Origin of the sequence: Alistipes sp. AF48-12 (genome assembly GCF_003477565.1) — a bacterium.
In the GTDB taxonomy this organism is placed as follows: Bacteria; Bacteroidota; Bacteroidia; order Bacteroidales; family Rikenellaceae; genus Alistipes_A; species Alistipes_A hominis.
On sequence record NZ_QUDJ01000002.1, the window covers coordinates 119,583 to 132,012 of the forward strand.

The 12,430-nt window shown below is 57.0% G+C and carries 10 protein-coding genes; all 10 read right to left on the reverse strand.

Features of this window, described 5'->3' with window-relative positions; all coding sequences use genetic code 11:
- Window positions 1-13 precede the first annotated feature (13 nt).
- The 10 genes from DW082_RS01735 to gcvH all read right to left on the reverse strand — a co-directional run bounded on the left by DW082_RS01735 (window position 14) and on the right by gcvH (window position 12,430).
- On the reverse strand, window positions 14-1,468 hold the full coding sequence (locus tag DW082_RS01735; RefSeq protein ID WP_153497773.1) for a UDP-N-acetylmuramoyl-L-alanyl-D-glutamate--2,6-diaminopimelate ligase: 1,455 nt from the start codon (window positions 1,466-1,468) through the stop codon (window positions 14-16).
- 92 nt (window positions 1,469-1,560) lie between these two features.
- Window positions 1,561-3,831, reverse strand: a complete 2,271-nt coding sequence (locus DW082_RS01740) for a cation:proton antiporter (RefSeq protein ID WP_101572058.1) — start codon at window positions 3,829-3,831, stop codon at window positions 1,561-1,563.
- Between the two features lie 63 nt (window positions 3,832-3,894).
- Window positions 3,895-5,118, reverse strand: a complete 1,224-nt coding sequence (locus tag DW082_RS01745) for a hypothetical protein (protein ID WP_147386945.1) — start codon at window positions 5,116-5,118, stop codon at window positions 3,895-3,897.
- Window positions 5,119-5,320: 202 nt separating this feature from the next.
- Window positions 5,321-5,860 (reverse strand): hypothetical protein, encoded by a 540-nt coding sequence (locus tag DW082_RS01750; protein ID WP_118457046.1) that lies wholly within the window; start codon window positions 5,858-5,860, stop codon window positions 5,321-5,323.
- A gap of 153 nt (window positions 5,861-6,013) precedes the next feature.
- Window positions 6,014-6,421: a hypothetical protein gene (locus tag DW082_RS01755; RefSeq protein ID WP_145996521.1), complete on the reverse strand. Its 408-nt coding sequence runs from the start codon at window positions 6,419-6,421 to the stop codon at window positions 6,014-6,016.
- Between the two features lie 75 nt (window positions 6,422-6,496).
- Window positions 6,497-8,728 (reverse strand): penicillin-binding protein, encoded by a 2,232-nt coding sequence (locus tag DW082_RS01760; protein ID WP_101571833.1) that lies wholly within the window; start codon window positions 8,726-8,728, stop codon window positions 6,497-6,499.
- Window positions 8,729-8,734: 6 nt separating this feature from the next.
- On the reverse strand, window positions 8,735-9,157 hold the full coding sequence (locus DW082_RS01765; RefSeq protein WP_101571835.1) for an FtsL-like putative cell division protein: 423 nt from the start codon (window positions 9,155-9,157) through the stop codon (window positions 8,735-8,737).
- 319 nt (window positions 9,158-9,476) lie between these two features.
- A complete protein-coding gene (locus DW082_RS01770) occupies window positions 9,477-10,925 on the reverse strand; it encodes a BACON domain-containing protein (protein WP_055202652.1) in 1,449 nt (482 codons plus the stop codon).
- Window positions 10,926-11,052: 127 nt separating this feature from the next.
- Window positions 11,053-11,994, reverse strand: coding sequence for a malate dehydrogenase (gene mdh, locus DW082_RS01775; RefSeq protein ID WP_055202654.1), 942 nt, complete (start codon window positions 11,992-11,994; stop codon window positions 11,053-11,055).
- 58 nt (window positions 11,995-12,052) lie between these two features.
- Window positions 12,053-12,430 carry a glycine cleavage system protein GcvH gene (gene gcvH, locus DW082_RS01780; protein WP_101571839.1) on the reverse strand — a complete coding sequence of 126 codons (378 nt, stop codon included), beginning with the start codon at window positions 12,428-12,430 and terminating at the stop codon, window positions 12,053-12,055.

Consider the following 12,430-nt stretch of genomic DNA (forward strand, 5'->3'; position numbering starts at 1 on the left):
TTCTTAATCGAATTTACTTCTTCGTCCGCAGTGCGAACAGGTTCGAAACCTCTTCCTTGTCGTCGAAGTGACGTTTCACTCCGGCAATGTCCTGATAGGTTTCATGCCCTTTGCCGGCCAGCAGGATGATATCGCCCGGCCGGGCCAGCGTCACGGCCGTCCGAATCGCCTCGCGGCGGTTGGTAACGGCGAGATACGACGCCGACGGATCGAGCCCCGCCTTCATGTCTTCGAGAATCGTTTCGGGATCTTCCATCCGGGGATTGTCCGAAGTCAGGATCGCCAGGTCGCTGTTCGCCACGGCGATCTGCGCCATTTCGGGCCGCTTGGTCTTGTCGCGGTTGCCGCCGCACCCCACGACGACATAGATCCGCTGCCCTTCCCGGCGAATCTCGTCGATCGTCCGCAGGACGTTCTGCAACGCATCCGGAGTATGAGCGTAATCGACGATGGCGGTCACCCCGTCCGCCGAACGAACGTACTCAAAACGGCCGCTGACCGACGTCAGCTCGCTCAGGATACGCAGCACCTCGTCGCGGTCGGCGCCGAGCAGCAGGGCCGTCGCATATACGGCCGTTAGGTTGTAAGCGTTGAAACGCCCGAGGAATGTCGCCCAGACCTCCGAACCGTCCAGATTCAGCAGCATGCCGTCGAAATGCATCTCGACGATCCGGCACCGGAAATCGGCGAACGCCTGCAACGCGTAAGTCTTGACCTCCGCGCCGGTATTCTGCACCATCACCATGCCGTTGCGGTCGTCGGCATTGGTCAGCGCGAACGTTCCCTCCGGCAGCGCGTCGAACAGCATTTTTTTGGCCCGGATGTACTCAGCGAACGTATGATGATAATCCAGATGGTCGTGGGTAATGTTGCTGAAAACGGCGCCGACGAAAGAGAGTCCCTCGATGCGGTGCTGCACGAGGCTGTGCGAACTGACTTCCATAAAACAGTATTCGCATCCGCGTTCGACCATTTCGGCCATCATGCGATTCAACCGGATGCCGTCGGGCGTCGTATGGGTCGATTCGCGCTGTTCGGTATCGATGCAGTAGGTTACGGTCGAAATCAATCCCACCTTATATCCCAGCCGGCGGAACAACCGGTACAGCAGCGTCGCCGTCGTGGTTTTCCCGTTGGTTCCGGTTATACCCACCAGTTTCAGATTACGGCTCGGATGTCCGTAAAAGGCCGACGCGATGCGCCCCAGCGCAACCGTCGAATCCGCCACCCGCACATAGGTCACCCCACCGCACAACTCTTCCGGCAACTCTTCGCATACTACCGCCGACGCTCCGAGACCGACGGCCGCCCCGATAAAGCGATGTCCGTCGGTCTGCGTTCCGCGCATGGCGAAAAACAGCGTTCCCGGCTTCGCCTCGCGCGAGTCAAACTCAAGATTGTCAATTTCTACCGAAAGGTCTCCCGCCGTCGAAAGCACTTCCACGTCCACCAATAGCTCACGTAACATCCATATACACTTTATGCAATGTACAAAAGTAAGGTTTTACACCGGAGAAATAAAAAATAAGATGCCTTTTAATTGACATCTTATCGACAAAATCATTTCTTGCGGAGAATCCGCCGTACGAGCTTTTTTTCCGTTTTCGGTACGGGAGGCTTCGTTCCGACGAGCACCTGTTCGATCGTCTCCCGGTCGCCGGCGATCCAAACCATATCGTACGGCTGAAAACGCACCAGTCCCAGCGGTCTGACGTACGAGCCGTCGCTGCGTTCGATCCCGATGATCAAGCAGGCCCCTCGGCACATCATGCCGAACTGCGAAACGGTCATACCGATCAGTACGGAATGCTCGCCGACCGAAAATTTTTGCATCGTCGCCTCTTCCCGATCGACCGGCGACAGCGGCACTTCGACCTTCGAAGCGAACTGGCTCAACTGCGCATCCGTCCCGACGACCGAAATCTCGTCGGACGGCATCAGCACCATCGATGCGCCGGGCGCATTGTACCGGTGGCTGCCGCGCAGCACCGACACCACCGTCACCCCGTAGCGCAGGCGGAGATCCAACTCCCTGAAACACCGCCCGACGAGCGGGCTGTCGGCCGAAACCGTCATCTTAGCCATATGCAGGAACTTGGCGCGGTAGTTCCCGGTCGTCACGACGGTGCTCGCATCTTTTTCGTTCAGGTTGGTAAAGAAACGCTGTTCGAAACGCAGGTATCCTCTTTTGATCCGTCTCCAGAACAGCGCCAACAGCAACAGCAGAATGGCGAACGCCATCAACGCCCCCCAACGGTACGAACTCAGGTGAGCGACTACGGTCAGTACGAACATCAGCGCGAGGAGAATCCGCAGCACGATCAACGACACCAACAACCCGTGGTTGAAACGGGGATCGTTCCACAGCGGCACGAACAGCCTGCGATTCAGGTGCCGCACCGCAAGCCCCCACAACAGCGGCGTCATAAAGAGAATGGTCGTCGTCGTAGCGATCAGTTTGCCGGCGAATCCTTCGAAACGCTCCTCGACGAACGGCGAATAGTAACTCGAAGAGATCCACACCACGCCGCCCAACAGCACGCAGTAGATAAACATGTTCAACAGCGACTTTTTCAGCAGCGACATCCACTCCCGCTCGCTGTTGACGGTTTGCGACCCGGCGCTGTACCGGGCCAGCAGCGCTTTCATCCGCTTCGGAATCAACCGGTTGATCCGGTGATAGGCAGGATCGCTGAGCCGGATGATAAACGGCGTGGTAAATGTGGTCACGACCGACACGGCCACCGCGACCGGATAAAGGAACGAACTGGTAACCCCCATCGACAGTCCGAGCGACGCGATGATAAAGGCGAACTCTCCGATCTGCGCCAGCGAGAACGACGACTGCAACGCGATTTTCAGATTCTGCCCCGACACGAGGAAACCGAGCGTCCCGTAGAATATCTGTCCGACGATCACGACCACCGTCAAAAAAACGATCGGCACGATGTATTGCACCAGCATCGCCGGCTCGACCAGCATCCCGACCGACACGAAGAAGACCGCCCCGAACAGGTCCTTGACCGGAGCGATGACCTTCTCGATGCTCTCGGCCTGTACCGTCCCGGCTAGGATCGACCCCATGATGAACGCCCCGAGCGCAGACGAAAATCCGGCGTAAGTCGCCAGCACGACCATAATCAGGCAAAGGCCCAGCGAGATCACCAGCAGCGTTTCCTGATTCAGGAATTTCCGTATTTTTTTCAGGAACGTAGGAATCAGATAGATCCCCACGACGAACCACAGAATCAAGAAAAAGATCAGTTTGAAAAGCTGTTCGGCGATCACGACGTGTTCGACCGCCCGCTGCACGAAAAGCGTCGACAGCATCACCATCAACACTACGGCGAACAGGTCTTCGACCACCAGCACCCCGAACACCAGCGACGTGAACTTCTGGCTGCGGAGCCCCAGATCGTCGAATGCCTTGATAATGATCGTCGTAGACGACATCGACAGCATCCCGCCGAGGAAAATACTGTCCGTCGAAGTCCAGCCGAGGGCCCGTCCCGCCATAAAGCCGGAGCACATCATCCCGACGATCACGACCAATGCCGTCATCAGCGCGGGGCCGCCGACGTTCATCAATTTTTTGAAGCTGAATTCGAGGCCGAGCGAGAACAACAGGAAAATGATACCGATCTCGGCCCAGATGTCCACGTTCCCCATGTTCGAAACCCCCTGTAACAGGAAATTTCCGCTACACAGGAACCCGGCGACGATGTAACCCAACACGACCGGCTGTTTCAGCCATTTGAACAGCAGCGTCGTAACCCCCGCGACGGCGAGGATCAACGCAAGGTCTGAGATGATCGGATCCAGATGTGTCATATTCCCAAAACGGGCCCGGCATTCGGACCCGACATATTCATTTTTTTACGACAGTCCCGGTCGTTACGAACCGGCGGTCGTCTCCCGTCGGTCCGGTTTCGTTCGTTCCGGCGCGACCGACGGATTCCACCGGTAATACAAGCTTCCGCGGCGCACGCCCGACAGGTACAGCATCAGAGCGGTCAGCCCGGCCAACAAGGCGAACCAAAGCAGGTGGCACAACACCGTGAGCGGGTAATTCACCACCGGAACGAATACGTTGACGGGACGATTACCGTCGGCAGTCCGCACGAAAGGATTGAAAAACAGGATCGTTCCGTCGTCGAAATGCGCTTCGGCACGCGCGTAGGCATCGTTCTTCCGAAAAGCATAAACGGCCTCGGCCCCGCTTCCCTCTGCAAGCAGCGTTCCGTTTTGTCCGATAAACCGGATCGCCGAAGCGGGCCGGTCGACCCGGATGCGAATCGTATCGCCCTGCATCGAAATGCGCTCCATCCGGGGCAGGTCTCCGTGCGGATCGGGACGGTTATTAACGTCGTGCGGAACGTATACCGCATAAGCGGCCCCTTTTTTCAAAGACTTCATAATATCCCCGGGGCGTAGCGACGGCGTATTGACCATTGTGAAGCAGCGCTGGAACCACGACGACCGGTTGCGGATATTGTGCGCGTCGTCGTCGCCGATCAGGGTCGAATAGATCCCGGCCGAAAACGCCGTATCCCAGTACTGCTCGGAACGCTCGCGGCCCCGTTCCGGATTGATTTCCAATAGATCGTACCCGCGTAGCCAGCCGTACACCGCCAGGTCGATGATCCGCGTCTTGCCCGGGTGGTTCAGCACCAGCGCCTCGGCCTGCGGGCGCAGCCAGTGCAACATGTACTGCATCTGCGACTGGGTCAGCATCAGCGGAAAATCGCGCCACGTGACCCGTTCGGCCCCCATCACCAACTGATGGTAACCGTTGATCCCGTAACCGTGTTCGTAAGTCGGGATAAATCCGGGGCGGTCGGCATGCTCGGTATTCAGGCACTGATGATCCGAGATGCTCATGATATCGTACCCGTTGCTGCGATAGGCTTCGAGCATCTGTTCGACCGTATAATCGCACTGGGGTTTCTCTTTTTGATGGGCATGGAAATTGGCTTTCCGCCAACAGGACGAATCGGCCCCTGCATACGGATTGTAAACGGAATCCCCGCAGAACGAACGGCCGGACTGAAAATCATAGACCGGCACCGAAATGTAACTCAGCACGCACAACATCAGCACGGCGACGATTACAATCAAAATGTATTTCCCGAATAACAACATGGGGCGTTTCTCACAATTCAGCAACGGACAAAATTACTATTTTTATTCATTTCCCGTAAAAAACGATCGTTTTTTAGCATTTTTTTCACATTCCGCCCCGAGCTTCCGCCGGACGCTCCCGAAAAGAAAAAGCCGGCCCGCCTTTCGGGGCGGACCGGCATCCGTGACTACACGGCGGTCAGACCAGTCCGACCGCCAGTTTGCCCTGCTCGGCGGAAAACCGCACGACGTCGGTAACCGGCTCGAAAGCGTGGGGAACGTACTGCGACACCTGCCCCATCGAGAACGAACCGCTCTCGGTCGCATACAGCGTCAGCAACAGGCTGCTCGATTTGTCGTTGCGTGGAATATTCACCAGGCGCTCCATATCGCCCGACGATACGGCAGCGCACAGGGCCGGCTTATCGGCAGCCTGATAATAGATTTCGTACCGGCGAATCCGTTCCCCGGTCGGTTTATAGACCGGCGCCGCGGAGCTGAACGTCACCCCGGCCTTGATGAACCCGACGATGGCAATCAGCCCCCCGACGAGCATCAGCATCGAAGAGAGGTTGCCGCGATCGACCATCGTATCGGAAGTCAGGCTCCAGACGGCCAGCGCGCTGCCGGCCAGAGCGACGATCAAGGCGATTACGGGACTTTTTCTGCGTTGAATGATATCTTCTGCGGCGATGCCGCTGTACAGCGTGTCGTCGATTACTTTAAAATCGTTGTTCATGATTCATTGTTTTATTCGGTGATTGATAAAATACGCGGCGGAATGCTCCCTCCGCCGGGGGAAACAACACCGGAAACCGTTCCGGAGAACCGTCGTACGGCCGACGCAACCGACTATGCCGGACGCCTGCACCGAACGTTCGATCGGAATCGGCTAAACAATGATTTTTCTGAGAAAAAAGACGTAATACCCCGTGTGCTGCAATGCCGCAAGCCAGCCGTCGAAACACCGCTGCTGGAATCGCAGCCGCGTCAGCGGTCCGCTGCTCACGACGCGGTTCTCAGACACCGCATTCGCACAAAAACGGAACAGGGACGACACCCGCGACACGGGCGTTTTAGTTACGAAAGAACAGAAACCGGAAGACCCCGGCGCCAAATCGCTCTGCAACGATGCGAAGACGAACCGGTGCAACTCTCCCGGCGGAGCGGCTTCGGTGATCTGGTCGCAAACCGTTTCGAGCGCCGGCGCGCATTCCGCGGCCGGACCGTCGCCGAAAATGCGCGGAACGATCACCGAAAGGGCCATTGCCAGTAAAAAGTATCGAAACAGTCTTCCCATAAAACTTACGCTGCGTTACAAAGATATCTTTTTTCCCGGAATTATACGAATCGGCTATTTCTTCTTGCTCGATTTTCAATCGCCGCGGCCCGAAGAAGCCACGGAATCTGCCGAGCTGTCCGCCTTTTTCTCCTTCAGGTAAATCCCCGGTTCCAACGGCGTACAGCCGAGTTCCAGCCGAATCAGCATTCCTCGGCGCACTTTCGTTCCGGCCGGGACGGACTGGGACTCGACGCCGCCGACCCCCGAAAACGCGACGACCATTCCACGGCGTTCCAGCAGATAAACGGCCTCCTTCAGGCCCATCCCGACCACCGAAGGCACTTCGTCCGACCATCCCTCGTAGCTTGTATACGCAATCCCGGCCGAATCGACGGCTTCCACTCCCCGCCAGTCGGTCCGTCCGCGCCGTCCTTCGTAACGGACGTCGAAACGATAAGCGACTTCACGCATTTCGTCGGCGCAACCGGCCTTGAGCCGGGGTTTTTCATCCGTTTTTTCCTTTCGCTGCGACAACGGATCCTGCCAAGCGGTATTTTTGGCGTACACCCGGTCGGCAATCGCCCGAAATACGGGCCCGGCCAGCGAAGCCCCGTAATAAAATCTCCGGTGTCCCGGAGCATTGTAAGTCTTGAGCGCGACCAGGCAACTGTACTTCGGATCGTCTTCGGGAAAATAGCCCACCATCGTCGCCAGGTAGTGCCGTCCGCCGTTGCGGTCGGTATAGCGCCCGTTCACCGGAATCTGCGCCGTACCGGTTTTGCCGCCCACCTTATAATAACGGCTTTTCAGGATGCGTCCCGTTCCCTCTTCCACGACGCCGCGCATCGCCGCGCGAACCTCTTTCAGCGTCTCGTCCGAGGCGATCGAAGAGACCATCGTTCGCGCCCGGTAGGTCCGCAACGTCTGCCCGTACTGCCTCAACTCTTTGACGAACAGCGGGCTCACCATCCGCCCGTCGTTGGCCACCGCATTGTAGAACGTCAGCGTTTTCATCGGGGTAAGCAGCAGCGCGTACCCGTAAGCCATGTTCGTCAGCGTCGTCCCGTCCCACCAGCGGTCTCCGGGCTTGCGGATCACAGGATTCTGGCCGCCGGCGATTTGCAGGTGGAGCGGCTCGTTCAAACCCATTTTATAGAGGTGTTCGACGAAGCGTTTCGGATCGTCCTTGTAATACTTATTCACCGCTTTGGCAAAACCGACGTTCGACGACTTTTCGAAAACGCCTTTCAACGTCAGCAAGCCGTAACCGTGCGTATCGGTCACTTTCGTGCGACCGATGATGGCCGTACCGTTGCCGGTATCGTATTTTTCGTCGAGACTGGCCCCGGCATCGTCGAGCAGCGTAATCAACGATGCCAGCTTTTGCGTGGAACCGGGCTCCATGTTCATCCCGATCGCGTAGTTGTAATCTTCGACGATGTTTCCCTCGCCCTTGCGGGTCAGGTTCGTGATCGCACGGATTTCGCCGGTGGAAACCTCCATCAGGATCGCCGTCCCCCAATCGGCCTGCATCGTTTCGAGCTGCTCTCGCAGCGCTTTCTCGGCCACGTCCTGGATATCGACGTCGAGCGTCGTCACCACGTCGATACCGTCCACCGGATCGACGTTCATCTCGTCGGGAACCGGAACCCGGAACGTTCCCGAAATACGCTGCATCAGCACGTTTCCGTCGATACCGTGCAGCACGCTATCGAAAGCGCCCTCGATACCGACTTTCGTCCCGGTCTGGTTCACCATGCCGATCGTGCGCTTGGCCATATCGCCGTGAGGCAGCAGCCGACGGCTGGTCTGCTTAGCGATGAAACCGCCCCGGTTCTGCCCCAGCCGGAATATCGGGAAACGGGCGATCTCTTTTATTTCCAAATGATTGACGCGTCGCGGGGACAGCAGCACGTAACGGTTTTTCCTCCGCTCCCGGAACGCATTGATCAATTTCAGCTTATAAGCGCTCTTGCTTTTGTCGCCGAAAAAATCGGACAGGCAATAAGCCAGCGAATCGACGTCGCGCAGGAAAATCGAATCGACCAGTCCGTTGGCGGCGAAGTCCATCCGCACTTCGTACTCCGGCACCGAAGTGGCCAGAATACGGCCGTCGCAGGCGAGGATATCGCCCCGGTCGGCTTCCATCGCCACCCGCTCGTAAGTGATAGTCGTCCCTTCGCTGCGCAACCGCCCGCTTTTGGGTCCGTACTGCAGATACAGGATCTTGCCCACGATCATCAGGCCGATGATGAAAAACAACACATAGAGCACCTGCACGCGATGCAATATTCCTTTTTTGATATCCGGTTTGCGTTCCTCCATACGGCGCTACTTGTCGATGATCTTCGGCGGGCTCACCAACTCATCGAGCGGAATGCCCCGCTCCTCCAGTTCGCGGATGATCTCGCTCTGCCGCGTGGCGATCATCCGCTGCGACGAAATGGTCAGCGACTGCGCACGCAGTTCCTTGACCCGCGCGGTCAGCCTTTCGTGCTGCCGGTGCAGCTTCTGCGTATGAAACCCGTTGGCGATATACAGAAACATCAGTACGGCCATAAACAACACGTACGGGTAGTGCTTCTGCACCTCCGCATCGGCCAGAATGCTCCCGGAGATCACCCGCCTCACATAGCGCTCGAACCGGGACGGACGCGACACGGGACGCGTCGACGGCTCCGGCTGTCTCGGCGATGCGGCGGCAGGTTCGGCAGCAACAGACTCTTCTCTGGCGATTTCTTCTGGTTCGGCCATTTCACACGCATTTTAATGCAAAAGTAATCTTTTTTATCAAAAAGAGACGATCTCTCCGGGCCGTCCCGGCATATTACCGAACAGAAACCCTCCGCCGGTACTTCGGCGCGCGGCATCCATTCCGGAATGCGTTCACAGCCGAAACAGTCCGGCTTTTTCAGGAATCGTCCGTTTCGTACCGCACTCTGCTTCTTCTATTTTCTATCGTATTATTTTATAACGCAATAAGAAAGCGCGTCAGGGTATGCGAAAAACGGGGGCAAATACCCGGAAGGGCATCTGTCCCCCGATAAGGGAAACCGGTTTGTGCAACCGCCGTTTACGGCTTCATGTAGGAAAAAACGGCCGTGACCGGATAATGATCCGACAGATAATAATCCTTGCCGTCTTTCTGCACGCCGTAACAGTCGGTCAGCACCCGGTAACTCTGCGGGGCGTCGATGTTGCGGTACAGAATATGGTCGATAAACGCAGCCGAAGAACCGTTGTTATGGAAAGTCGGGGTCTGATCCATCGGGCTGAACGACTCGCGGGCCCCGGTCAGGTAGCCGGTCAGCGGGGCCATCGCAGCATTGGTATAGGCCACATTCAGATCTCCGGTAACGAATGTCGCCAGATCGTCGGCGCCGTATTTTTTCAGCCGGGCGACGATCAGTTCCGCCGAATTGCGCCGCGCGGTCGCCGACTTGTGATCGAAATGCGTATTCAGATAGAGAATTTCTTTGCCGGAATCCCGCTCGCGGAGCTTCACCCAGGTGGCAATCCGCCTGTAAGCCGCATCCCATCCGATCGACATCTGGTCGGGCGTCTCGCTGAGCCAGAAATTCCCGCTGGCAACCAATACAAAACGGTCTTTCCGGTAGAAAACGGACATGTATTCGCTGCTCTGCGGACTTCCGTCCCGGTCGATCCCGACCCGCGCATAGTTGCCCAGCCGCTCGTCGAGCGTATTCAGCACGTCGATCCGCGCCTCCTGCAAGCCGAACATATCGGGATTCTCTTCCCGCAGCATTTTCACGACGCCTTCCCGCCTCTCGTCCCAGGGGCGGGTGTTGGTCGTCTGAATATTAAACGTCATAACTTTCAACGAACGCGTCCCGTCGTCGTACCCGCGTTGAAGCACTGGCACGTCCGTCGCTTTTCCGGAAACGTCGGTAATCCGGATAACGGCTTTGCGTTCCGGCGTACTGGTTTGAGTCCCGTTCGTATTGGCCGCCACGTTGAACTTCACTTCAGACTTTTCCACATCGGACTTGCCCGAAGGAACCTGCGTAATCCATTTCGTCTGTCCGCCGGAAAGGTAGACAATGTCTACCCGGAAGGAAACGTTATGGGACACCGTCACCCGGATCACCGTATCGCAGTACTCCAGCTCGTGCTCCGTCGGGGTTACCTCGACCCCTTCCCCGGCAGGCTGACTTACGGCAATCGTCCGCGACTCGCCGCCGCAGGTTACCGTCACCGTAGCGTTACGGGCACCGAGCGACGGGTTGGTTTTCGCTTTCAGGGTGAACGAACTGCGTCCGGCCCGCCCGGACGCGGGCTCTACGGTCAACCAAGGTTCGCTCTCCGCTTCGGCATACGCAACCGCAGCCGACCATCTGTCGGGAGCCTCAATGTCCACCCGCTGGGAAAGCGAACCGGGCGTTATCGGCCAATCGCTAATCGACAGCCGAAAGGTATACGATTCTCCGTTTTTATCATCGGAACACTGCAGGGTCAGCGCACAAAACAGAACCGCCTGCAACCACAGGATCATTCGTTTCATCGTTCATTAAGTTTTAGGCGTATCCGGAGCGGCATTCCGTAAATGCTTTTTCCAGACAACGGATACTTTTTTTTAAAAAATAAAGGCCGGCTTCCTGCCGGCCTTACCTGTCGAAACCGGAAGATATTTACAAAGCTTTTATCTCTTTCAGGATCGCATTCGTCTTGCGGACAGCCTCAGCGCTCTTTTCGAACAAGGCTTTTTCATCGGCATTCAGGTTCAGTTCGAGCACTTTCTCGACGCCGTTTTTACCCAGTACGACGGGTACGCCGATGCAGATATCCTGCTGGCCGTATTCGCCTTCGAGGTAAGCGCAGCACGGAACGACTTTTTTCTGGTCGCGGATGATCGACTCGACCACATAGGCTCCCGCAGCGCCCGGCGCGTACCATGCGGAAGTACCCAGCAGTTTGGTCAGCGTAGCGCCGCCCACCATCGTGTCGGCGACCACTTTCTCGACCTCTTCCTTGCTCAGCAGTTCGGTTACCGGCATACCTTTGTAGCTCGCTTTCGAATAAAGCGGAATCATCGTGGTGTCGCCGTGACCGCCGATCACCATGCCTTCGATTTCGTTCGAATTAGCGTTCAGCGCCTTGCTCAGATAGCATTTGAAACGGGCCGAATCCAGCGCGCCGCCCATACCGAACAACTGGTTCTTCGGCAGACCCGTCTTTTTCAGCGCCAAGTAGGTCATCGTATCCATCGGGTTGCTGATCATCACGATGATCGCTTTCGGAGAATATTTCAGGATATTGCCCACTACCGAAGCGACGATGCCGGCGTTCACGCCGATCAGCTCCTCGCGGGTCATGCCCGGCTTGCGCGGCATCCCCGACGTAACGACTACCACGTCCGAATTCGCCGTAGCGGCGTAATCGTTCGTAACGCCGGTCAGTTTGGTGTCGAAATCCATCAGCGTGGCCGTCTGGAAAATATCCAACATCTTGCCTTCCGAAACTCCTTCTTTAATGTCCAAGAGAACCAGCTCGTCGGCGATTTCCCTTGTAGCAATTACATTGGCACAGGTCGCACCCACGTTGCCCGCACCCACTACTGTTACTTTGCTCATACTTCAAATTTATTTTTTAAAAAAGTCCTTATCCATTCGTATCCGCGCAACCGGCGTCTCAGCCGATCAGCTTGCCGTAATCGTCCGCGCCGAGCAGCACGTTCAGCTCGGCGGGGTCCGTCATCCGGATCTTCACGATCCAGCCCTCCCCGTAAGGGTCCTTGTTGACCCGGTCGGGAGCGTCGTTCAACGCTTCGTTGAATTCGAGGATTTCTCCGCCGACCGGCAGGAACGCGTCGGAAACGGTTTTCACCGCTTCGATCGTACCGAACACCTCGTTCTGGGGCAACGTCTCGCCGACCGTCGTGACATCGACAAAAACGATATCTCCTAATTGATTCTGTGCGAAATCGGTAATCCCGACATAGGCCTCGGCCCCCTCGACCCGTATCCACTCATGGTCTTTCGAATACTTCAAATTGACTGGTATATTCAT